Genomic DNA, 22,720 nt, shown 5'->3' on the forward strand with positions numbered 1-22,720 from the left:
GGGGGGGTTCCGGCGGGGGGGTTTCTTTTTGGGCCGCTTTCCCCCCCCCCCCCCGCGCCCCCCCCCCCCCCCCCGGCCCCCCCCCCCCCCCCCCCCGGGGGGGGCCCCCCCCCCCCGGGGGCGCCGCCACTGCCGATCTCCGTCCCGATCTGGAGCCCTCATGTCCCCCACGCCTCCCCCGTTCTGGCGCGCCGCACTTCCGGTGGTCGTCTGTCTCGTCCTCACCGGTTGCTCCTCCGACGCCGTGGACGCCGCGTCCGACACACCGGGCGGCAGGGTGAGTGCTCCTCGGGAATCCGCGAAGGACGCCGGTCCCGACGGCACCGGAAAGCCCGGAGGGTCCGAGCCCGCAGCGGCCCCCGTCCAGCTCAGCATTGCTTCGATCGGGGTGAACAGCCCGCTGATGCGGCTGGGTCTGAACAAGGACGGCACCGTCCAGGTCCCACCCGCCGAGAAGGGCATGACGGCCGGCTGGTACACCGGTGGCGCCGCCCCGGGCGAGCGTGGCGCCGCGGTCCTCATCGGACACAACGACACCCGTTTCGGCAGAGCCGTCTTCCACGACCTGAAGACAATCCGTAAGGGTGCTGACATCGCGATCCGCAACGACCGGGGAGCGGAGCTCCACTTCCGGGTCACCGGCACCGAGACCGTCAGCAAGAAGACCTTCCCGACCGAGAAGGTCTACGGCGCCACCGACGAACGCGTACTGCGCCTCATCACCTGCGACGGCGCCTTCGACGCGCAGGGCCACCCTGTCGACAACCTCATCGTGTACGCCACTCGGAGCTGACGGCGACCGGCACCCGGGAGATGGCCGAACACAAGGCCATCGTGACCGCCCTCGCGCGGTCCACGGATACCGGAGCCCGTCAGCGGTCAAATCCGAACTCCTGAACAGCGTTGATGCGCTGATCGCTTGAGCGCGCCAAGGCTTGTTGAAGCCCGGCATCCCAGCGAACAAATAATCGGTTGCTTGTTGGCGATGGTGGTGGATGCAATGTCCGGCATGGTCACCCGGGTGCGCCCGCCACGGCGGGACGAGATGAACGCGTACTACCGGGCCTTGCCACTCCGCTGTCCGGGCAGAGTGCAACCGAATCGCCACACGGGAGACGCCGACGCATGACTACGCCACCACCTTCGCCTGGAGCGGGACGGACTGACGGATCATCCGTCCGGATCGGCGCTCTCGTTCCGCTGACTCGCCCTGGCTGGGTCGAGGCGGGCCAACACTTGCTCGCTGGACTCGAACTGGCCGTGCGCGAAGTGAATGACGCCGGCGGGATCGTCGGAAGACCACTTGAGCTGGTGGTCCGAGACACCGCGGCTGATCCGCAGAGGGCCGCGGCGGCCGTGGATGAATTGGCTCGCCTCGGCGTGGCCGCCTTGGCGGGTGAGTATCACAGCGTCGTCGCTCGCGCCGCCGCCACCAGGGCCGACGCCCTGGGCCTGCCGTTCCTCTGCTCGTCAGCGGTTCTCGACACGCTCACCGAACAGCCGACGGAATGGGTCGCGCGCCTCGCCCCGGCGCAGTCCCACGGCTGGCGGATCTACGCGGACTTCCTCCTCGACGCGGGCCACAGCCGAATCGCCGTGGCAGCGGATTCGGGTGCCTACTGGGCATCCGGGGCCCGCATTCTGCGGGACCATCTCGCCCCGCGCGGCGGCACCCTCATCGAACTCGACGTGCGCGCGCTCACCCCCACGGCCGTGTGCGACGAACTCGTCGACAGCCGCGCGACAGCCCTCCTTCTTCTGGTCGGCCACCCGGAGCCGGCAGTGCCGATCGTCAAGTCTGTCCGCCACGACCGGCGCCTCGCCGAGATCATGATCGGTGCTCCGGCCGGGCAACCGGAGTTCGCCGAATGGGAGACGTTGCTGGGCGACGACAGCGCCGCGATCCCGTTCTTGCGCTACCTGCCCGAGCGCCTCAGCCCACTCGGTGCACAAGTCGAGACGGACCTCCGCGAGCGGCTGGCCGAAGCGCCGTCCTTCGTCGCCTTCGAGGGCTACGACACGATCGCCGTCCTCGCCGATGTGCTGCGTTCTCACGGCGAGGACGGGGCGCGCACCGCCAATTCCTGGCCGCGCGTTGCGGTCGAGGGCACCCGCGGGCGGATCCAGTTCTCCCGCACGCCAGGCATCAACGTTTGGCAATGGGCTTGGCCGCCGGTCCAAGTCGTTGATCGAGACCCGGCGGAACCCGATCGCTTTCGGATCCTTCACGTCGGCTGAGAGAGCACAGGGTCCGAATGCCCGGATCTGTCCGAACCTGAGCCTGTCCATCGACACCGTGGACATCCAGGCCGAAGACCTCTCCAGCATGGAGGGCGGGTCCGGTCCAGGCCTGCGGCAGGTCACGGCCCATTGGCGCGGGCCGGATGCCGTCCGGCGTGGCGCCCGTCAGTGCGGAGCACTCGCCCGCGAACACCTCTCCGCGATCACCAACAGCTTGCAGGCCAGCGCCTTCGGCCAGGGCGGTGATCCGGCTCCATTCCCGGCACAGCTCCGTCGCAGCGGTGCCCGGTGTCTCGCGGCCTCTGTCAGAAGAAGACCCCGCAGCGCAGCAGCACGTTCGCGTACGGCCGCGCCTCCCCGGTCCGTACCACCAACCGGGCGCCCGCCGAGAGCACCTTGAGTTCGTCGTGCGGTACGTGGGCGAGTTGCGGGAGGCGCTCGTCCAGGAGCCGTGCGGCCTCCGGGTTGGCCTTCCGGACCTCGTGCGCCGCCGTCGCGCCCTCCACCACCAGTTCGTCCAGCAGCCCGTCGAGTACCTCGGCGAACGACGGGACACCGGCCCGGAAGGCCAGGTCGACCACCCTGGGACCGGCCGGAATGGGCATGCCCGCGTCGCAGATCAGTACGCCGTCGCCGTGGCCCAACTCCGCCAGCGCGCCGGCGAGATGGCGGTTGAGAACTCCCTTCTTCTTCACGGCCGGGAGACTTCCTCTGCGGTCGGGAACGACGCCTGCGCGCCCTGTCTGGTGACGGCCGCCGCGCCCACCCTGACGGCGAAGGCCGCAGCTTCGGTGAGCTCCTCGCCCAGACCCAGGCGCCAGGCCAGAGCGGCGGTGAACGCGTCGCCCGCCCCCGTCGTGTCCACAGCCTCGACCTTGGGGCTCGGCACGGGTACGACGTCACCCGTACGACCGTCGGCGACGAGCGCGCCCGCCGCGCCCAGCGTGACCACGACCGACCGCGGGCCGAGCTTCAGCAGTCCTCGCGCCCACTCCCGGGGCGTGGTGCCAGCGGCCTCCCCCAGTATGTAGCGCGCCTCGTGCTCATTGACCACCAAGGGGTCGCAGGCGGCGAGCACGGAGTCGGGCAGGGGCGCGGGCGGGGACGGGTTCAGTACCAGCCGGGTGCCGGGTGACATTGCACCCGCCACCTCGGCGACGGTGTCCAGCGGGATCTCCAGCTGCACGGAGACGACCCGGGCCGCCTCGAAGAGGGGCCCGGCCGCCCGGATGTCCTCGGGGGTCAGCCGGCCGTTGGCCCCGGGCGACACCACGATGCTGTTGTCGCCCGAGGGGTCCACGGTGATCAGCGCGACTCCGGTCGGTGCCCCGCCCACGAGCACGCCACTCGTGTCGACTCCCGCCGCCCGCTGCGAGTCCAGCAGCAGGCGGCCGTGGGCGTCGTCGCCGACCCGGGCGAGCAGGGCGGTGCGGGCCCCGAGACGGGCGGCGGCGACCGCCTGGTTCCCGCCTTTGCCGCCCGGGTGGACGGCCAGATCGGAGCCGAGCACGGTCTCACCGGCGGCGGGGCGGCGTTCGACACCGATGACCAGGTCGGCATTGGCCGACCCCACGACCAGCAGGTCGTACCGGTCGTGGTCGTTCTCGTGCATCATTCCTGCTTTCCGTGGTCGGACAGTGCTCGGGTCCCGCTCAGGAGAAGTCGGCGACGTTCTTCTCGGTGACGACCTTGACCGGCACCTTCACCGTGCTGTCGACCTTCTTGCCCTCGGCGGCCTTCACCGCGTTCTGCACGGCGATCCTGCCCAGTTCCCTCGGCTGCTGAGCCACGGAGGCGTACAGCGTGCCCGCCGCAACCGCCTTCAGGCCGTCCGGGGTTCCGTCGAATCCGACGACGGACACGGACGTTCCCGCCTTGCTGCCGAGTGCCTTGACCGCGCCGAGCGCCATCTCGTCGTTCTCGGCGAAGACACCGGTGACATCGGGGTGGGACTGGAGCAGGTTGGTCATGACGTCCAGGCCCTTGGTGCGGTCGAAGTCCGCGGGCTGCTTGGCCACGACCTTGATGCCGGGGTACGCCTTGAGTCCTTCGGCGAAGCCCGCTCCGCGCTCCCGGCTGGCCGAGGTGCCCGCGGTGCCCTGCAGGATGACGATGTCGCCCTTGCCGCCGAGCTTGTCGGCCAGCGCCTTCGCCGCGAGCCTGCCTCCCGCGACGTTGTCGGAGGCCACCAGCGTCGCGGTCTTCGCCTTGTTGACGCCTCGGTCCGCGGCGATCACCGGGATGTCCGCCTGGTTGGCGCTCCGGACGGCGGGGCCCGCCGCGTCGGAGTCCACCGGGTTCACGATGATGGACTTCACTCCGGAGCTCGTGAAGTTCTGCATCTGGTTGGCCTGTTGCGACGCGTCGTTCTGCGCGTCGGTGACGGTGAGGTCGACCCCGTCCGCCTTCGCCTCCGCCTGCGCGCCCGCCTTCATCTGGACGAAGAACGGGTTGTTGAGCGTGGAGAGCGACATGCCCACCTTGGTGTTCCCGCCGGAGGAGCCGTGGTTGAGGTACGACACCCCGCCCACGACGACGGCCACGCAGAGCGCGGCGATCCCGAACTTCACCGCTCCGGCTCCCTTGCGGCCGGATCCCGGCGAGCCCGGGGCACCGGAGGAACCGGTCGACGGGGCGGCCTTGGCACCGGCCTTGCGGCGCAGTGTGTCCAGCAGCACCGCGAGGGCGATGACCACACCGATGACGACCTGCTGCCAGAAGGCCGAGACGGACAGGAGGTTGAGTCCGTTGCGCAGCACGGCGAGGATGAGCGCGCCGATCAGGGTGCCGGACGCCTTGCCGACGCCGCCGGCCAGGCTGGCGCCGCCGATGACGACCGCGGCGATCGCGTCGAGCTCGTACCCCTGCGCGGCTTGCGGCTGGGCGGAGGTCAGACGGGACGCGAGGACGATGCCCGCGACTGCGGCGAAGAGCCCGGACAGGGCGTAGATGGCCAGCTTCTGGCGCTTGACGCGCAGTCCGGAGAGGCGGGCCGCCTCCTCGTTGCCGCCGATCGCGTACATCGAGCGGCCGATGTAGGTACGGGCCAGGATCAGTGCCGTGATCAGGCCCATGGCGACCATGACGAGGACCGGGACGGGCAGCCAGCCGCCGAGCGTGTCACCGAGGACGGAGACCGAGTCGGGGAAGGCGATCGGGCTGCCCTGGGAGATGACCAGGGACAGACCGCGCGCGATGGAGAGCATGGCCAGTGTCGCGATGAACGGCGGCAGTTTGCCGTACGAGACGAGGGCGCCGTTGACGAAGCCGCAGGCTATGCCCGTGGCGACGGCCAGGACGACCGCCAGCCAGACGGGTACGCCCTCCGAGGTCGCCGACCAGGCCAGCACGGTCGCGGAGAGCGCGGCGACCGAGCCCACGGACAGGTCGATGCCCGCAGAGACGATGACGAAGGTGACGCCGAACGCGAGGATCGCGGTGACGGCGGCCTGCACACCGACGTTCAGCAGGTTCTGGGTGGTGAGGAAGTCGCCGGAGAGCAGCGACATCGCCACCAGCAGGACGACCAGGGCGCTGAGGGCGCCGTTGTCGAGCAGGAGGCGGCGGATCGTGCGTCCTGCGGCGCCACTCGCGCCCGAATCGCTCTTGAGCGTGTCAGTGGCCACGGGGGCTCTCCTCTTCGTTCACAGCCGGCGTCGTTGCCGGAGTTGTTGCGGGAGTCGTTGTGGGGGCGGCGCTGACGGCGAGCGCCATCACCGCGTCCTGGGTCGCTTCGTGCGCGGGGAGTTCCCCGGCGATGCGGCCCTGGGCCATGACCAGCACCCGGTCGCTCATGCCGAGGACTTCGGGCAGGTCGCTGGAGATCATCAGAACGGCGTGGCCGGAGGCCGTCAGCTCGTTGATGAGCTGGTAGATCTCGACCTTGGCGCCCACGTCGATGCCGCGGGTCGGTTCGTCGAGGATCAGTACCCGGGTGTCGGCGAGCAGCCACTTGCCGATGACGACCTTCTGCTGGTTGCCGCCGGAGAGCGTGCGGACGTGCTGGCCGAGGCCCGCCATCCGTACCCCGAGCTGTTCGGCGATCCGGGCGGCGGCCGTGCGCTGTCCCTTGAGGTCCACGAGCCCGGAGCGGCTCGCCGAGCGCAGGGTGACCAGGCCGAGGTTCTCCTGCACGGAGGCATCGAGCACCAGCCCCTGTGCCTTGCGGTCCTCGGGCACGAGACCGATCCCGGCGCCCATGGCCGCGGTCACGTCGTACTTGGCCAGCCGCCGGCCCCGTACGTCGACGGTGCCCGCGTCGTAGGGGTCCGCGCCGAACACGGCACGCGCGACCTCGGTGCGTCCGGCGCCGACGAGACCGGCGAGGCCGACGACCTCGCCCGCCCGCACGTCGAAACTGACGTCGTGGAAGACGCCGTTGCGGGTCAGACCGCGCACGGCGAGCAGGGGGTCTCCCGCTTGCGGGCGCTCCCTCGGGTACTGCTGCTCGATGCTGCGGCCCACCATGAGCTGTACGAGCTCCGCCTCGGGGGTCGAGGCGGGTACCTGGTCGATGCTGCGGCCGTCGCGCAGCACCGTGACCCGGTCGCCGAGCGCCGCGATCTCTTCGAGGTGGTGGGTGATGAAGATGATGCCCACGCCCTCTTCGCGCAGCTGCCGCACGATCCGGAAGAGCTTCTCGACCTCCTCGGACGTGAGTACCGCCGTCGGCTCGTCCATGATCAGCACGCGTGCTTCGAGGCTGAGCGCCTTGGCGATCTCCACCATCTGCAGCCGGGCGATGCCCAGTTCGCGCACCTTGGCCTTCGGCGAGACGTGCAGGCCGACACGGTGCAGCAACACCTCGGCGTCCGCCTCCATGCGGCGCCGGTCGATCATCCCGAGGCGGCGCGGCTGCCGGCCGAGGAAGATGTTCTCGGCGACGGTGAGATCGGGTACCAGGTTGAACTCCTGGTAGATCGTGGCGATTCCGAGCCGTTCGGCGTCCTGTGCCCCGTGGATGCGGACCTCACGCCCCTGGGCGAAGATCCGGCCGCTGTCGGGGCGGTAGGCACCGGAGAGCATCTTGATGAGGGTGCTCTTTCCCGCTCCGTTCTCACCGAGCAGGACATGCACTTCGCCGCTCCGCAGGTCGAAGTCGACGCTGTCGAGGGCGACCACGCCGGGAAAGGTCTTGCGTACGCCTTCGATGCGCAGCAACTCGTCCTGGGTGCTCACAGGCTGCTCCTCCGGTTCGAAGCGTGTTCGCCGCAGGAACTGCGTACGACGAGACGGGCGGGAAGGGTCACGGACTGGGGGGTCCGTCCCTCGATGAGGTCGACCAGCGCGCGCACGGCGGAACGGCCGAGCTCTCCGGTCGGCTGGGCGATCGCCGTGATCGGAGGGGCGGTGTGCACGAACCACGGGATGTCGTCGAAGGCCGCCAGCCCGATGTCCTGCGGGACGCTCAGCCCGTGCGCGCGGATCGCGTCCAGCGCGCCGAGCGCCATCAGGTTGTCGGCGGCGAACACGACCTCGGGCGGTTCGGGAAGGGCCAGGAAGCGTTCGGTGACGCGGCGCCCGCTGTCCGCCCGGAAGTCGCCCTGGCCGATGTAGGCGTCGGGCAGCGCGAGCCCGTGCTCGCGCAGCGCCTCGCGGAAGGCGTCGACCCGCTCGTTGCCCGTGGTGGTGGCTGCCGGGCCCGCGATGATGGCGAGCCTGCGGTGACCGAGACGGTGCAGGTGGGCGACCAGGTCCCGGATGGCGTCGCGGCCGTCGGCGCGCACCACGGGGACGTCCACGCCCTCGATCCAGCGGTCCACGAAGACCATCGGCGTGCCGCTGTCGCCCGGCCCCTGCATGAGCGGGGAGCTTCCGTCGGCCGGGGAGACGAGGAGTCCGTCGATCCTGCGGTCGAGGAGCGTCCGGACGTGATGCTCCTGCAGGTCGGGCCGTTCGTCGGCGTTCCCGATGATGACGCTGTAGCCGAGCGCGCGGGCCTCTTCCTCGACGAAGCGGGCCAGTTCGGTGAAGTACGGGTTGAGTACGTCACTGATGACCAGGCCGAGGGTGCGCGTCTGATCGGTGCGCAGCGATCGGGCCACGGCGTTGGGCCGGTATCCGAGGGAGTCGACAGCGGCGAGGACGCGTCTGCGCGCGTCGGGGCTGACGGAGGGATGGCTGTTGAGAACGCGGGAGACCGTGGCGACGGACACTCCCGCCTCGGCCGCGACATCCTTGATGCTCGCCATTTCCGGACCACCTCCTTGTGGTTTCCGTAAGCCTCGAAACCAGCAGCTCAGCGCCGTGGAATCGATTACAACGACGATTGGAAACGATTACATGGCTGAAAACAAGCCCCTCTTGAACGTCCGAGACCGGATCGTGACCAAAGTGGGGCGCGTCACGCGAAGCCTCTGCCAGGCGGCGTCGAGGACGTCGGCTCCACTGCCCGCGGGTCCGAAGGAACGGGGCGGTCGGGAGGGGCCGGGGAGAGAGACCGGGGGCGGAGAGGCCGCGACGGGCCGCGACAGGATGGAGTGCGAACAGGCCGCTAGGGGCCGTGAGGGGCCTGAGGGCGAACAGGCCGGACTCCGGCAGCCGATGGACACCCGCTTCCATACGACACGATTCCGCGGATGGTCGGGGCCGGGCGCACTGCTCACACAGGTGCCCACAGCATGGTGGCACCCGAAGCCTGAATTCCGCCGACATGCGTAGCGGCACCCGTGAAGGGGCCGATCCCGCATGGAGCCTCGACAGCGACAGTCAGCGGCTGTGAGTGACCGTCGGCCTGGGCGTCGTCGCACGACGGGTCCGCTGAACGGATGCGGACGGCGTGACGGCGCGGGAGTGGGCCGATGGTGTCGGCCCGCTCCCGCGAGGTCAGTCGTCGGCCGGAGTGCCCGTCACCTTCAGGTGACGGATGCGGCCCGTGTTGTCGAAGGATCCGAAGCCCACCCGCCCCGAGGCGAAGACCGGGTCGGTGGCGGTGATCAGGGGGTTGCGGCTGCCGTCCAGGTAGACGGCGGTCTCACCGGTGTCGGCACAGTGGGTGAGACGCACCTTGTGCCATCCGTCGTCCTTGATCGCCGGAGGCGCGCCGACGGTGCCGTTCCACTGGTCGTCGATGCGCAGCCGGTCGGCGTCGTCGACCGTGAACATACCGTTGTGCGGGTAGATGCTGTTGTCGCTCGACAGGTGCGCGTACTGGTATCGGGTGTCCGACTGATAGTCCCAGATGAGAATGACGTCACGGTTGGTGATCTCGACGGGGGTGTCGATCCGCACCTCCGCCTCGACGGTGACGGAGGAATGGCGCGGGCCGGCGGTCAGGACGGCGTACTCGAAGGGACGCCGCGGCCCGGGGCGGGCGACGCCCGGCTCGGCCAGGATCGTCTCGCGTTCGGTGTAGGCCCACTTGGCCGGGGTGACCGGCGCCCAGTTGTCGGGGCCGGTGGTGTGGGTGGTGGGGGTGTTGCCGACCTCGCAGTCGGCGAAGGTGCGGGTCCCGGTCACCTTCCAGACCTTGCCGTTGGCCTTCGAGACGATGTACAGGCCGCCGCTGCGGTCGGAGCCGAAGCGCAGGTCGACACGTTGGTCCCCGGCGAGGTCGCGCATGGTGACCGTCTTCCCGGTGGACTTGTCGAAGAGCATCAGTTGCTCAAGCGGCGCGAGCTCGGCGCCGCGGCGCATGTCGCGGGTGTCCGCGGCCAGGATCCGGCCGTCCACGAGGTCGCCGAAGATGTACTTTCCGCGCAGCGCCGGCGCGTCCTTGCCCCGGTAGACGGAGCCTCCGGCGATGGCGCGGCCCACGTCGGACCGGCAGTTCCAGTCGGGCCCCGGGTCGTGGTCGTAGGCGGCGACCGGGTAGGTGTAGCCGTACTGGGCGTCATCGGCGGGGAGGGGGAGGATACGGGAGCACGGATCGGTGGCCTCCTTGTCGAACACGAAGGGGCCCTCGCGCTCGCTCCAGCCGAAATTGTCACCGGCCTTGACCTCGTACACCGACTCGATGGCGTGCTCGCCGATGTGACCGAGATACATACGGTGGCTGCCTCCCGCGTCCCAGCTGAAGCGGTGCGGGTCCCGCATGCCGATGGCGTAGATCTCCCCGAGGGAACCGGGCTCACCGACGAACGGGTTGGACGCGGGGATGCCGTACCGGCCGTTGGCGCTGTCACGACCCGCGGGGTCGATCCGCAGGAGTTTGCCGTGCGGGAGTGTCAGGTTCTGCGGCTCGCTGTTGCCGACACCCTGCCCTCCATCGCCCACCGCGAGGTAGAGGAGGCCGTAGTCCTTGTCGTGGGGCTTGGCCGTCGGGTTGAAGTCGATCTGCTGAATGCCGTGGACCTGGCCGGAGAAGCCGATCCGCAGCACTTCGCGACGGGTGCCGTGGAAGACGGCCGCGGAGGGGTCGTCGGCGGTCCACTCGGTGACGATGCCGTGATAAGTGAGTGTGCCCGCCTGCTGGTAATCGGGGATCTCGGTGGCCTGCGAGGCGAGTTCGGTGTGGACGGTGTAGAACCGCCCGTTCGCTGCGAAGTCCGGGTGGAATGCTGCGTACCCGAGACCCTGACCGAGACCCCGGCCCGAGAAGAAGTGCGGGAACGCCGCCTTGACGTCCAGGTAGGGGTGCGGGGTGCCCCCGGACTTCCGCGTCGCGGCGCCGGGGTCGGTGAGGTAAAGGGTGCCGTTGAGGTCGGGCGTCGCCATCCGGCCCGAGCCGTCGGGAAGTTCATTGATGGTGTTGATCCGGGCGTGGCGCACCAGACGCGGATCCGTCGGCGTCGGGACGGGTTCCGACTCGGGGAACTGCGCGAACTCCTGCAGGACGAGGCCTGTCCTGGACTGGACGGGCTTCTGCGGAATGGGGTCGGTCAGGGCGGTTTTCGTTGCGGCGGGCTCGTCGGCGTGGGAGGGCGCGGCGAGACCGCCGACAGCGAGGGCTGCGACAACGGCCACGGCCGCCCAGCTCTTTCGGTATGTACGTCGTGAGGCCATGCGGATCCCTTCGGGCTGGCGCGACAAGGAGGTGAGGAAAGGACGATCCGAGGACGAGAACGTTCAGTGGCCCCGCGTCATGCGCCGGTACTCCGCCGCCACCGCTCCGGCCGGCACCGGGCGGTCCAGGAAAAGGAGGTCGTCCATGCGGCAGTCGCAGGCATTGCTCTCCCGGGTGTTCTGGGGAAAGCTCCCGCCGATCTTGATGCCGCGGGGATCGGTGGGCGAGGCGCGGTGGGGCGCAGGCGTGGTGGCGAATTCCCAGGGGTCGCCCGGCGTGACGTAGAACCCGTCCAGGGGCTTGCCGCCGCGGTAGAGGGCGAGGGTGCCGTCACGGAAGTCGAATGTCGCAGCCAGGTGGACCCATTCACCGAGGGGCAGCAGTTCTTCCCAGGGGGCGTCGGCGGCGAAGGTCTGGGAGGCGCCGCCGTCCAGGCGCCTGCCCAGCGCGACCAGCTTCAACTCACCGTTTACCTGGATGAGTTCGAGCAAAGCCCGCACCGCGTGACCGTCAGAGGTTCCGGACAGTACGCCGGCCAGCCCGATCGCGTTGTAGCGGTCGCCCGGGTCGGCCGTGTTGGAGTTGAGGGCGGGATTGTCGCCCGTCATCTTGAACCAGCCCATGACGGTGGCGCCCCGGGCACTGTTGAAGGCCCCGAGGGACGCCATGCCCTCGGCGTCCCAGGCCCCGGCCTTCCAGTCGTCGTTGCCCGCGGTGGCCGGATTCTGCTGGCGTACTTGCAGGGCGGGTGAAGCGCCCGGGTACGCCTCGTCGGCCACGCGCATCGCGGAACCGCCGTTGATCAGGCTGAGCGTGGTGCCGGAACGTCCGATGTCCCGCTCGCGACCGGGGTCGGTGGGGTCCGGGTGTCCGAAGTCGTACGCCGCCACGGCCTGGGCCCGCAGCGGTGTGTGAGCGGTCGATGGGCGGGCCGCCTGGGCAGGAAACGTGGCGGCGGCGAGCGAGGCGGTCGCGGCGAGCGCGGCGACGGCGAGTGAGTAGCGTCTGGTGCGGGGCGGTGTCATTCAGCCTCCCAGCGGCAGCGAAGGGACGGCCGACCGGGGTGTCCCGGTCGACAGAAAGCGCTTTCGTCCGCGTGCAACGACCATGTAACTCCCTCGCGACAGCCCTGACAATGGGCGTGTACTCGCCAATTTTTTGCGCACCTTTCCGCGGCGGCGCAAACCCCCTCGCGCACCAGAACGCAACCCGCGAGCGAGCCGCCGGAACGCAGACACCGTCGGCTCACCGCGATGTACGAGCTGCTCGCCCGCAGTCGGGGCGGGTACGACGGGTGGGCTAAGCGGCCCGATGTGCGACCGCACAGACGCCGGCTCACGACGGACCGCATCAGCCCCCCGCCGCAAGTCAGCGCCGAAATGCACCAGTTGCCCACGGCGCCGATCACGACCACTCCCGGCCGGACGCGCGCTACGGGCGAAACGAAAGGGCACCCTCGCGGCCTACCACGACGTCACGTTGTTCAAAGTGCATCTGCGGGTGGGGACTTTGCCGGACCGAGACGTCCAAGCCCCATACCGACGGCCCACCACGGTCCACCAACAGCGTCCACCCCATGCCTTCACACCTGCACAACCGGGCCGTGAGCCGCACGCATACATCCGCACCGACCAAGGTTCGTTCGTCGGTACGCCTATGGAAAGAGTCCCGGCATCCGACGTCTACCCATGGGTAACTCCCGCTGATTGGATGTGTGTCGCCTGTTCCACCCCCCGTCAGCAGAAGCAGGAGACCACCGTGCCGCCCACCGCGCTCCGCCGCACCTCCGGCGTGACCCTGTCCGCCGCGCTCGCCGCCGTCACACTGATCGCCAACGTCCCTCAGGCATCGGCGGCCGACGTCCCGTCCCTGCGGGTGCTCACGTACAACACGTTCCTCATCGGCACTATGGCCTAACTGTACTGACGAGGGGGCGGGATGAACCACGCTGAGGAACGTCCGTATGACGGGTGCGGGAAGTGCTTCGTAGCCGTACGCCGACTGTCACGGAAGTCCGATGCGACGTGGTCACCCGCACGTCAACGGGACAATGTGCTGTCAGCCGTAGCCAGCGTAGGCGGGTACGTCATTGCGTGGGCGGACGACTGGGAGATCTCCGGAGCCACAAACCCCCTGGACCGCCCTCAGCTTGGTCCATGGCTGCGTATCGAGCGAGGCCCCTATGACGGTGTGGCCGGCGCAGCCGTTGACCGCATCGGGCGGAGCCTCGTCGACTGCCTGAACACCGGATTCAGGATGCGCGATGAAGGCAAGCTACTCGTCACGTACGGCCATGTCGGGCCGTGGGACCTGTCAGATCCCGTCGACGAAGACCGCTTCATCATGGAGGCATGGGGCGCACAGCGTGAACTACGCGCAACGCAAGGGCGCAACCGGGACGAGACGACGAAGGCCCGGAACCAAGGGCGCAAGCGGGGAAAGCACGCGTACGGATACCGGTACGTGCGCCTCCACCCGAAGGCGGGCATCGATCATGTGGCCCTGGACCGGGGCGAAGAGATGCCGCCTGACGTACGCGAGAGAGAGAACGCGTGCGAGATCATCCGCGACGTCGCTCGCCGCATCCTGTCGGACGAGACCGGCGAAATCACGGAGTACAGCGAGGCAGCCAGGCTCACTCGGGCGTGTGTCTACTCCCCTGCGGATCACGAGCGGGTCATGAGCGGCAGGGAGCCGCGGGGTGGTCCGTGGGACGGTGCTGCGCTGAAGAAGATGCTCGTGTCGGAGGCGGCTCTCGGCTATCTCATGCACCTGGAGCGCCCCGTCATCGACGACAAGGGCCTCCCCGTCCGTGTGGCTCCCGGACTGTGGGGCCGTGCAACCCGTGACGCCCTGGTGGAGAAGCTGGGGCCGAAGGTGCCACGACAGAAGCGGGCACAGTCCGGCACTCACTTGCTCTCGTCCGTCGCCCTGTGTGGCGTCTGCGGATTCCGTCTGTACCGAAGTGGCCTCCCCGTCGCCATGACGTGCAAGTCGCGGGCCAAGGGGCTGTCCAACTGCCAGCCCTCACCGACCATCCAAGTTTCGATCTTGGAGGAGAGCGTCACGGGTTGGTTCCTGGAGACGTTCGGGGATCACGCATTCATGGAAACGGTCTACGACCCGGGCAACGGGGTGGAAGAGGCACTGGACGAGGTACTCACCGCGCGCAACCGACTCCGCGACGACCGTGCGGCAGGGCTGTACGAGGACGAGGACGACGCCGCGTGGTACCGCACTCGGTACAGCGAACTGACGGCGGAAATCAAGCGGTTGCGTGCCGTGCCGATCCGCCCGGCAGGCATGGTTACGCGCCCGACCGGTAAGACGGTGGCGTCGGAGTGGAATGCCGCGCCCGACGATGGCGCCCGACGTCAGCTGCTAACAACTCGCGCGAATTGGTGAGGCGGGGGCGGACTGCCGGGTCTGGGGCGAATCTTGTCCGCTGGGGTTGCTGGGGGCTTCGTCAGTGACGTTACGTAATTTGCTACGGAAATCGCTTGGTGGGTTGGGGGTGGGGGGTGGTTGCATACGGACCATGTCTGATGATCTGCGTGTTGAGGGATCTGCCGGGGTGGATGGGCGGTTGGTGGATCCGGGTTTTCTGGTGAATGCCGACCCGGGTGAGGTGCTGGGGCTGGTGGATGCGGCTTCGGGGCCTGTGGGGCGGTTGGCGGGGGCGGTGTACCAGGCGTCGGCGCACCTACACCGTGACGTGACGGCGGGGGTGCGGCGGCAGTTGCTGGCGTTGGACGCCGCCCGGTACGGGGACCGGGAACTAGCGGCGCGGATCACCGCAGTGCCGGTGAGCGGCGGAACCGGTGTGGGGTGGGGGGTGGAGTGGGCCACTGGCGGCATGGTCGACCACCGCCTCCGGCAGGCACTCGTCGGCCACACCGACTCGGTGTGGGCGGTGGCGACGGGGGTGGTGGACGGCCGCCCGGTCGCCGTCACCGGCAGCGCCGACGGAGAAGTGCGGGTGTGGGACCTGACCACCGGCCGGCCCGTCGGCGAACCCCTCACCGGCCACACCGGCACAGTGTGGGCGGTGGCGACGGGGGTGGTGGACGGCCGCCCGGTCGCCGTCACCGGCAGCGACGATGAGACGGCGCGGGTGTGGGACCTGACCACCGGCCGACCCGTCGGCGAACCCCTCACCGGCCACACCGACACAGTGCGTGCGGTGGCGACGGAGGTGGTGGACGGCCGCCCGGTCGCCGTCACCAGCGGCGCCGACAAGACGGTGCGGGTGCGGGACCTGACCACCGGCCGACCCGTCGGCGAACCCCTCACCGGCCACACCGACACAGTGCGTGCGGTGGCGACGGAGGTGGTGGACGGCCGCCCGGTCGCCGTCACCGGCAGCGACGATGAGACGGCGCGGGTGTGGGACCTGACCACCGGCCGGCCCGTCGGCGAACCCCTCACCGGCCACACCGACACAGTGCGTGCGGTGGCGACGGAGGTGGTGGACGGCCGCCCGGTCGCCGTCACCAGCGGCGCCGACAAGACGGTGCGGGTGTGGGACCTGACCACCGGCCGACCCGTCGGCGAACCCCTCACCGGCCACACCGACACAGTGCGTGCGGTGGCGACGGAGGTGGTGGACGGCCGCCCGGTCGCCGTCACCAGCAGCCGCGATGAGACGGTGCGGGTGCGGGACCTGACCACCGGCCGGCAGGTCGGACCGGAGCTGGTGTTTCCTGCGGCGGTGTGGGCGGTGGCCGTTACTCCGGATGGCCGGCTGGTGGTGGGGTTCGGCTGGGAGGTTTCGGTGTTGACCCGCTGCTGACCAGGTCTCTGCCCGGTACCCGGGGTGTCTGCCACGCAGCGGCCAACGCCCGGGGCATGCTGGCGTCGGCTGTTCATGGGCGGCGGTGCGGGCGTTCGTCCCAGCGGTGGGTTGTCCAAGCCCGGCGGATCAGGCTGCGGACGGTGATGACGGTGTCGGCGAGATCGAAGAACGCATGGATGACGGTGGCCCGCCGCTCGTAGCAGCGGGCGAGGCGCTGGAAGGCGTTCTGCCAGGCGTGGGTGCGCTCCACGTGCCACCTCTGGCTTGCCTGGATGGGCGCCTTCTCGCCTTTGTGTGCGATCCGGCCGTACAGGCCGCGTTCGGTAAGCAGGGCTCGGGTTTTGCCGGAGTCGTAGCCGACGTCGAGGTGGACGGTGATGTCCTGGGGCAGGGGTCCGAGGTCGTCCAGCAGGTCCAGGGTCGGGGCCAGGAGTGGTGAGTCGTGGCGGTTGGCTCCGGCCAGGACGCGGCCCAGTGGAATGCCGTAACCGTCCGTCATGCCGGAGCGTTTCAGGCCCTGTTTGCCGCGGTCGACCGGCGACCGCCCCGCGACCTCACCACCACCGGGGGCCTTGGTGATGGAGCCGTCCACGGCGATCTGGCCGAGGACGAGGCCGACGGTCCGGTCGTAGGAGTCGAGTGCGATCTGCTTGAACTCGGCGAAGACGCCCAGTCGTATCCACTCGACGCGGCGGTTGCGGATGGTGGTCGCCGAGCAGGTGGTGTCGGCGATCGCCTGGTAAGAGCAGCCGAACCGGAGCAGTTGCAGCATCTTGTCGAAGATGATCCGGTCGCTGATACGCCTGCGGTGGCAGCCCAGCGGATGGTCCGGCTGGTACTCCGGCCGCGCGGGCAGCAGGACCGCGAACTGGTCCCAGAGCGGTTCGGTCAGCCATGACGGCAGCGCGGGCACAGGTCTCCTCAGTGATCACAGAGCGTTGCAACTCCATGATCACCGGGACTGTTGCCCGATCTGCCGCCGATATCCCCAACCGCGCCTATCCGCGTGACCTCTAAGTCCGCTTGCTCTTTTCCGGACTAAGGAATTGATCACGGGCGGTCGCCTGAGCACGTGAGACCGCGTTTGTGGAGGAGCCGACGGTGACCAGCTGACCGTGAGTAGGCCCGTACTGACGGGCAGGGCTGCGGATCGGTCGGGGAGAGGTCGGGCGGGTATAGGGGCTGCTTACGGTGACCGCCGCCCCTGAACCGACCGGTGGGCCGGACCATGTCTCAAAATGTCCTGTAAGGACACAATCCTGTTTCATACAGTGGAATTTGCACAACACTAGCCAACTTGCCTGAGAGGGGCTTGACATCGTGCGCGCAGAGAAACGTCTCACTGCGTTAGCAGGAGCAGCGATGATGGTCGCTGGCACTGCAGCTATGGCCCCCACCGCCAGTGCGGCGGAGCGGAACTATGAGGTAGTCGTCTGTACGGACGGGGCCTACTACTACTCGACGGCGAACGTCGGCGGCTACAACCAGAACAACCAGTACGTACACACGCCAAATTTCCAGCTCAACGACCTGGGTTACTGCGGGCACCAGCCCAGGTGGTGGTTCAAGCCGAACCAGTCCGTGGAGATCAACGTCAAAAACAACGGCACAGGCGACTGGGACCGTTACTACATCAAGATGTCGAACTGTCGAGCGATCAACACGTCCCAGCGGGCCTGCGACCTTCCATACTGATCCAGTATCGGTAGACGAGTGGCACGGCGACGCTGCGGCCTCGCACTCAGCGACATCAGTATCGGGGTGACCACCCGCTTGTCCGCCCCGCATGAGGCGGGGCGGACAAGCGGGTGGTTGTGTTGTTTCTGAGGAGTCAGGCCTGGGGCCCGGGTTCTCCCTTTTCCGGTTGGGGCGGCGATGCAGGGTCTGTGAATACCGGCATGCCGAGTTCAACCAGCTGCGGTCGGCCGTCGGTAGGCGCCTGCCTGAGGCTGTTGAGCTTGGCCATCGCAGCATCGAGGCTGACCTGGAGTCCCTCGACCTCGCCGAGCCAGCCGTTGGCGCGGGCCTCGCGGATGCGTTCGCGAAGGTTCTGGATGATCTCGATGAGGCGGGCCTTCTGACGGGGGTCCACCTGGAGGACCGGACAGCGGATGCAGGCTTCTCTGAACTACCGGCGGCAGCGGGTCAGCGGCCGCCGGTAAACCAGTGGCTCTGCGTGGACGAGCCTCGTAGCTTGTGCGTTCGTGACTGATGATCCGCAGATGCGCCCGAATCGACACGATCTCGGCCGAGTATTCAACGAGGTGCCGGAACTCTACGACCGGGTCCGGCCGGGATACCCCGACGAACTGTTCGCGGACCTTGGCGCCATCACCGGCATGGACGAAAGGTCGTCGGTGCTGGAGGTGGGCTGCGGTACCGGTCAGGCGACGCGCACGCTGGCAGCGCTCGGATGCTCAGTGACCGCCGTTGAGCCGGGCACGGACATGGCCGCACTCGCTCGCCAGCGGATCGCCTCCTTTCACAACGTCGAAGTCGAGACGTCGACCTTTGAGGAGTGGGACGACCGCGGTCGACGCTTCGATGTTCTCGTGGCTGCATCGTCTTGGCACTGGGTCGACCCGTCGATTGGCTGGCAGCGGGCGCACGCCGTGCTCTCTCCCGGGGGTTGGATGGCGCTGCTCGGCCACGTCGTTGTCCGTCGGCCGGGAGAACCGGAGGTGTATGCCGAGACCGCCGATCTGCACGAGCGGTTCTGTCCCGGCAACCCCGGCTGGGGTCATCCGCCGCTGGAGGACGACGTGCGCACCACCGACGAGGGTTGGGGCCTGGTCGACGATCCCGGGGGATTGTTCGGCCCAACGATCGTGCGCTGGTATCCAACCGTTCAGTGGTTCAACGGGGACGGCTTTGCCGATCACCTTCGCTCGTTGTCGCTGTACCGGAGGCTCGACCGCGACGTCCGTGAGCCCCTTCTCGACGCCATCGCCGAGCGCATCCGCACGCGGATGGGCGATCGAGCATCACGCCGATATCTGAGCGTCCTGCGGGTCGGACGCCGCGCCGAGTGAGGCCAGGGACCGATCTCTGAACTACCGGCCGCGGCCTAATCAGCAGTTGGAGAGGACTCTTTCGTCTCCCGCCTACCGAGGGCGATCTGGCCGAGGGCCAGCATGCCGAGGCTGACCGTATTGGATCGGCGGGTCACCTCGGCGTCGAGCTGCGCGAGCTTGTCCTGGGCGCCGGCGAGGCTGACCTGCAGGCCCTCCACCTCGCCGAGCCAGCCTTCGAGCTCGGCCTCGGCGATGCGGGCGATCAGGTTGTCACGGATGTCGGCGAGCCGTGCCCGTTGGGCCGTGTCGGGTCGAAGGAGTGAGCATCTGACACAGGCTTCTCTGAACTGTCGCCTGGTTCCCGCCGAATGAGGTGTCGAGCTCATCCATTCCGGTAGGCGCGAACCTCACGACTTCAGCACATCTTCCCGATCTTCAATGCTCGCGCCCGCTCTCCGCTGTTCTCCGGGCGGATGCGCTCGGCCAGGCAGTGCCGGTGGGAGATGATGGTGTGGCTTCCTGGACCGTCGCTGCTGCGTGAGTCCAGGACGAGGGCGTCTCCACCTGGGCCCACCGTGATCGGTTCACCACAGAAGTCGCAGCTCCAGACCAGCGACTCCAGGTCGGCAGGTCGGATGGTGAGCCGCACTGATACCGGCGGATGCCAGCGGTGGATTTGCTCGATCACTGCATCGATCTGTGAACCGACGGGTGGAAAGAGCGCGAGTAGTTCGTCGTGGCTGCTAGTGGTCTGGGAGAACTGCTGGATCATGTCGATAGAGGCCGACAGACCGGCGTTCTCGTAACCAACGATCTCAACGAGAACACCCCATGGGTGATGGCTGAGGACCCTGACCTGCACCTTCTGGCCAGGCATGAGCGCCAGACTCTCCGTCTCGAACCTTTCCATGAACCGCTTCCCCATCCCTTGACCCAACAGGCCGCGCCTGGTGGCGCTCATGCGCGCGTGTCGTCGACGTCGGAGCCGATCACCGCGCTCAGGGCCCGCAAGGCGCCATCGTATTGGTGACGGTCGAACTGGAACGGACCGAATGCCACATAGTCGCGGGCCTTGCGGTGCGGTTGCTCAAAGGCGTCCCAGGTCACGAAGTCGGTCGTCGCGGTGATGCGGGTCATGAGGGGCCAGCATCCCCACTCGCCGCATTCACAACCGAGAACGGGTGTCTTCGGCCCCATCGCGTTGCTGGACCGTCCGAGGAAGTGATCCTGCATCGGGCCGAACCGGAAGAACTCGGGAATCAGACCGCCGTAGGCGTCGCCGGCGGGCTGCATCCCGGCGGCGATCTCGAACCCGTCGATCAGCTCGGTAAGTGGTGCTCCGTCGATGCGGGGAACGATCACGAGCCGGCCGCCGTCGCCACGGCGCTGGCAGTCGAACCGGATGTCATTACTGGTCATCCAGTGATTGTGTCAGCGAAGCCGTTCCCCCCGCCTGGGTGGATTGAGCTGCGGCTATGCGCGGCATGCCGAGGTCGATCGCCGTACCGCCGGAAGCTCGTCGGTCCATCTGAGCAAGCTTGTCTTCGGCGCCAGCCAGGCTGACCCTGAGCCCTTCGACCTCCCCGAGCCAGCCCTCGCGCTCGGCCTCGGCGATGCGGGCGACGAGGTTGTCGCGGATCTCCTCCAACCGGCCGCGCTGGGCGATGTGCGCCGGTTTGGCGCCGCACTCAACTTGGTTGAGGAGGCTGTACGAGTACGGGAGCCGGTCGGCCAGCTGTCGCTGTGTCAGCCTGGCAAGTTTCCGTTGCTCTTTGATCCGGGCGCCTGTGTGGTCGTCGTCCAGTCCGGGCATATTGCCTCCGTTCCTGACTCGTCATCCGGAACGGTACCCGCGCGCCTGCGCGCTGGATCCCGCATCGGCCGCGATTCCCCCCGGTTCGGGGGCGGTTGCATGTGTGGTCGGATGGCGGCATGACGACTCTGTACCTGTTCGGATCCGCCGCCCCGCCTGTCTTCGACGTGGCCCGGGTCATAGCGGACGCTCAGGCTCGCGGGTGGGATGTGTGCCTCGGACTGACGCCGACAGCGGCTCGGTGGCTGGGCGAGCAGCTCCCGAAGCTGGAGCGGCTGACCGGGCATCCGGTGCGCTCCGAGTACAAGATGCCGGGCGAGCCGGATGTGTGGCCGCCAGCGGCCGCAATCCTGCTCGCGCCGGCCACCTTCAACACGATCAACGAGTGGTCCCTCGGCCTGACGAGCAAGTTCGTCGTCGGGGTGGTCGCGGAGGCGATCGGGAAGCAGATCCCGACCGTGGCGATGCCGTGCGTGAACGCGGCCTACGTGCAGCACCCTGCTTTCGACCGATCGGTGGAGACGCTCCGCGGAACTGGGGTGACGGTGCTGTACGGGCCTGGCGGGTTCGAGCCGAATCAGCCGGGCGAGCGGCAGCCGGAGGGCTTCCCCTGGCACCTGGCTCTGGACACGGTCGACGCCATTGTCAGCCCCGCCTCGTAGGACCCCGGTTAGAGAGGAGCCCATGACCACCCGCAGTCCGCCAACGCGTACACCACTCCTGGCAGTACCGACAACCACCACGTGCGCCGCGACGTCGTCTTGGCCCTGGTACTGGGCATCCTGCTGGTGACAGGCCACCGCCGGGCGCTGGGCTGGGTGCTGCTGGTGGAGGCCCTCGCCGCGTACGGCGACATGGCCACCGTGCTGGCCCACCGCGGCTTCGTGGCCACCGCGCTCGGCGTCCAAAGCCCGACCGCGACACTGATGGTGGTCAACGGAGGGACCCAGCCATGGGCCTACGAAAGCACGGGCGCCAGCTCCGAGCGCGTGCCGAGCGCCTCGACACCGGGTCGATCTACGCGACGACCACGACAGTGATACCCGCAAAGGCAGGGCCATCCCCGCGGCGCGGGGAGCAGCGAGCGCGTCGCCGCCGCCGTGAGGCACGGCGGGGGCCATCCCCGCGGGCGCGGGGAGCATAGGTCGAGGCGGCCGGTGACGTAGTTCAGCCCGGGACCATCCCCGCGGGCGCGGGGAGCATTTCCGGCCGAGAAATGCGGCGACTTCGTCCACGGGACCATCCCCGCGGGCGCGGGTGTCCCTCCCCTCGTAACGTGGAGTCCGTGATTGCAGGGGAAGTTGAGGTTCATGGGAACCGACAAGCGGACGTACGACGCCGAGTTCCGTGAGGGTGCTGTACGCATCGTGATCGAGACGGGGAAGCCGATCCCGCAGGTCGCTGAGGAGCTCGGTGTCCATCCGGGCACGCTGCACAGCTGGGTCTCGCGGTGGCGCCGCAACGGGTCGGCATCGTCCGACCGGCCCGCGGCCGCGGAGAGTGGCGGGCGGGTGCGGGAGAGCGAGCGCGCGGAACTGGAGCGGCTGCGGCGGGAGATGGGCGAGAAGAACAAGCGCATCCGGGAGCTGGAGATGGAGCGTGATGTCTTCAAGCGATGCATGGCCCTCTGGGTGAAATGACCGAGTCCGATCCCGCGGCACTGGCCGCGTTCATCGGTAACCAGAAAACCGAGCACCACGTCCCGCACCGCCTGGCCTGCCGGGTTCTTGGGGTGTCGGAGTCCTGGTTCTACAAGTGGCGCGGCAAGCCCATGACAACCCGCGAGGTCCGGCGCGGGAAGCTGGCCGAGGCCATCAAGCAGATCTTCGAGGGCTCGGGCGGCACCTATGGCTCACCGAAGGTCTGGATCAGGCTCCTGCGGGAAGGATGGCGCGTCTCGGTGAACACCGTCG

At 68.7% G+C, this 22,720-nt stretch carries 22 protein-coding genes and 2 pseudogenes; 11 read left to right on the forward strand and 13 right to left on the reverse strand.

The window, feature by feature from the left end:
- Positions 1–160 precede the first annotated feature (160 nt).
- Positions 161–793 carry a class F sortase gene (locus ACIOHC_RS40545; RefSeq protein WP_401846497.1) on the forward strand — a complete coding sequence of 211 codons (633 nt, stop codon included), beginning with the start codon at positions 161–163 and terminating at the stop codon, positions 791–793.
- Between the two features lie 332 nt (positions 794–1,125).
- Positions 1,126–2,238: an ABC transporter substrate-binding protein gene (locus ACIOHC_RS40550; protein ID WP_351082914.1), complete on the forward strand. Its 1,113-nt coding sequence runs from the start codon at positions 1,126–1,128 to the stop codon at positions 2,236–2,238.
- Between the two features lie 308 nt (positions 2,239–2,546).
- Here the strand turns inward: ACIOHC_RS40550 and rbsD are convergent, their stop codons facing one another.
- From rbsD to ACIOHC_RS40585, 7 genes are all read right to left on the reverse strand, one after another.
- A complete protein-coding gene (gene rbsD / locus ACIOHC_RS40555; protein ID WP_351082916.1) occupies positions 2,547–2,936 on the reverse strand; it encodes a D-ribose pyranase in 390 nt (129 codons plus the stop codon).
- Positions 2,933–3,853, reverse strand: coding sequence for a ribokinase (locus tag ACIOHC_RS40560; RefSeq protein WP_351082934.1), 921 nt, complete (start codon positions 3,851–3,853; stop codon positions 2,933–2,935). The genes rbsD and ACIOHC_RS40560 overlap by 4 nt, the downstream gene beginning before the upstream one ends.
- Before the next feature lie 40 nt (positions 3,854–3,893).
- A complete protein-coding gene (locus tag ACIOHC_RS40565; RefSeq protein WP_351082919.1) occupies positions 3,894–5,867 on the reverse strand; it encodes a substrate-binding domain-containing protein in 1,974 nt (657 codons plus the stop codon).
- Complete coding sequence (locus ACIOHC_RS40570) at positions 5,857–7,419, reverse strand: sugar ABC transporter ATP-binding protein (RefSeq protein ID WP_351082921.1); 1,563 nt, start codon at positions 7,417–7,419, stop codon at positions 5,857–5,859. Before ACIOHC_RS40570 ends, ACIOHC_RS40565 begins: the two co-directional genes overlap by 11 nt.
- Positions 7,416–8,432, reverse strand: coding sequence for a LacI family DNA-binding transcriptional regulator (locus ACIOHC_RS40575; RefSeq protein WP_351082923.1), 1,017 nt, complete (start codon positions 8,430–8,432; stop codon positions 7,416–7,418). Before ACIOHC_RS40575 ends, ACIOHC_RS40570 begins: the two co-directional genes overlap by 4 nt.
- 634 nt (positions 8,433–9,066) lie before the next feature.
- Positions 9,067–11,145, reverse strand: a complete 2,079-nt coding sequence (locus ACIOHC_RS40580; RefSeq protein ID WP_351082927.1) for a PQQ-dependent sugar dehydrogenase — start codon at positions 11,143–11,145, stop codon at positions 9,067–9,069.
- Positions 11,146–11,247: 102 nt separating this feature from the next.
- Positions 11,248–12,210 carry a hypothetical protein gene (locus ACIOHC_RS40585; protein WP_351082929.1) on the reverse strand — a complete coding sequence of 321 codons (963 nt, stop codon included), beginning with the start codon at positions 12,208–12,210 and terminating at the stop codon, positions 11,248–11,250.
- A 733-nt stretch (positions 12,211–12,943) separates the two neighbouring features.
- On the opposite strand from ACIOHC_RS40585, the pseudogene ACIOHC_RS40590 reads away from it, so the two are divergent.
- The 3 genes and pseudogenes from ACIOHC_RS40590 to ACIOHC_RS40600 all read left to right on the forward strand — a co-directional run.
- Positions 12,944–13,084, forward strand: a pseudogene (locus ACIOHC_RS40590) (sphingomyelin phosphodiesterase); the annotation flags it as partial.
- 39 nt (positions 13,085–13,123) lie between these two features.
- Positions 13,124–14,590, forward strand: a complete 1,467-nt coding sequence (locus ACIOHC_RS40595) for a recombinase family protein (protein ID WP_351082930.1) — start codon at positions 13,124–13,126, stop codon at positions 14,588–14,590.
- Positions 14,591–14,792: 202 nt separating this feature from the next.
- Positions 14,793–15,977: a WD40 repeat domain-containing protein gene (locus ACIOHC_RS40600; RefSeq protein WP_401846501.1), complete on the forward strand. Its 1,185-nt coding sequence runs from the start codon at positions 14,793–14,795 to the stop codon at positions 15,975–15,977.
- Between the two features lie 73 nt (positions 15,978–16,050).
- Here ACIOHC_RS40600 and ACIOHC_RS40605 read toward each other — a convergent pair whose 3' ends face one another.
- Positions 16,051–16,893, reverse strand: a complete 843-nt coding sequence (locus ACIOHC_RS40605) for an IS5 family transposase (RefSeq protein ID WP_401846504.1) — start codon at positions 16,891–16,893, stop codon at positions 16,051–16,053.
- A 449-nt stretch (positions 16,894–17,342) separates the two neighbouring features.
- On the opposite strand from ACIOHC_RS40605, the gene ACIOHC_RS40610 reads away from it, so the two are divergent.
- On the forward strand, positions 17,343–17,675 hold the full coding sequence (locus tag ACIOHC_RS40610; RefSeq protein WP_365694697.1) for a hypothetical protein: 333 nt from the start codon (positions 17,343–17,345) through the stop codon (positions 17,673–17,675).
- A gap of 136 nt (positions 17,676–17,811) precedes the next feature.
- Here the strand turns inward: ACIOHC_RS40610 and ACIOHC_RS40615 are convergent, their stop codons facing one another.
- Positions 17,812–18,072: a hypothetical protein gene (locus ACIOHC_RS40615; protein WP_365694699.1), complete on the reverse strand. Its 261-nt coding sequence runs from the start codon at positions 18,070–18,072 to the stop codon at positions 17,812–17,814.
- 112 nt (positions 18,073–18,184) lie between these two features.
- Here ACIOHC_RS40615 and ACIOHC_RS40620 point away from each other — a divergent pair, with 112 nt between their 5' ends.
- Positions 18,185–19,012, forward strand: a complete 828-nt coding sequence (locus ACIOHC_RS40620; protein ID WP_365694701.1) for a methyltransferase domain-containing protein — start codon at positions 18,185–18,187, stop codon at positions 19,010–19,012.
- Positions 19,013–19,047: 35 nt separating this feature from the next.
- Here the strand turns inward: ACIOHC_RS40620 and ACIOHC_RS40625 are convergent, their stop codons facing one another.
- The 4 genes and pseudogenes from ACIOHC_RS40625 to ACIOHC_RS40640 form a co-directional block, all read right to left on the reverse strand.
- Positions 19,048–19,380, reverse strand: a complete 333-nt coding sequence (locus ACIOHC_RS40625) for a hypothetical protein (protein WP_365694703.1) — start codon at positions 19,378–19,380, stop codon at positions 19,048–19,050.
- A gap of 29 nt (positions 19,381–19,409) precedes the next feature.
- The gene (locus tag ACIOHC_RS40630) at positions 19,410–19,955 is read right to left on the reverse strand and encodes a hypothetical protein (RefSeq protein WP_365694705.1); all 546 of its coding nucleotides are present in this window, start codon (positions 19,953–19,955) and stop codon (positions 19,410–19,412) included.
- Positions 19,952–20,413, reverse strand: coding sequence for a hypothetical protein (locus ACIOHC_RS40635; RefSeq protein WP_365694707.1), 462 nt, complete (start codon positions 20,411–20,413; stop codon positions 19,952–19,954). The genes ACIOHC_RS40630 and ACIOHC_RS40635 overlap by 4 nt, the downstream gene beginning before the upstream one ends.
- A gap of 250 nt (positions 20,414–20,663) precedes the next feature.
- Positions 20,664–20,807, reverse strand: a pseudogene (locus ACIOHC_RS40640) (helix-turn-helix domain-containing protein); the annotation flags it as partial.
- Between the two features lie 119 nt (positions 20,808–20,926).
- Here ACIOHC_RS40640 and ACIOHC_RS40645 point away from each other — a divergent pair.
- The 4 genes from ACIOHC_RS40645 to ACIOHC_RS40660 form a co-directional block, all read left to right on the forward strand.
- The gene (locus tag ACIOHC_RS40645) at positions 20,927–21,469 is read left to right on the forward strand and encodes a flavoprotein (RefSeq protein WP_365694708.1); all 543 of its coding nucleotides are present in this window, start codon (positions 20,927–20,929) and stop codon (positions 21,467–21,469) included.
- Between the two features lie 81 nt (positions 21,470–21,550).
- Positions 21,551–21,847 carry a DUF4267 domain-containing protein gene (locus ACIOHC_RS40650; protein WP_401846509.1) on the forward strand — a complete coding sequence of 99 codons (297 nt, stop codon included), beginning with the start codon at positions 21,551–21,553 and terminating at the stop codon, positions 21,845–21,847.
- Between the two features lie 270 nt (positions 21,848–22,117).
- Positions 22,118–22,447, forward strand: a complete 330-nt coding sequence (locus ACIOHC_RS40655) for a transposase (protein ID WP_266693273.1) — start codon at positions 22,118–22,120, stop codon at positions 22,445–22,447.
- On the forward strand, positions 22,444–22,720 hold a 277-nt coding region (locus tag ACIOHC_RS40660), incomplete at its 3' end, for an IS3 family transposase (RefSeq protein ID WP_401846510.1). The genes ACIOHC_RS40655 and ACIOHC_RS40660, both read left to right, overlap by 4 nt.

Source organism: Streptomyces sp. NPDC088252 (genome assembly GCF_044740965.1).
In the GTDB taxonomy this organism is placed as follows: domain Bacteria; phylum Actinomycetota; class Actinomycetes; order Streptomycetales; family Streptomycetaceae; genus Streptomyces.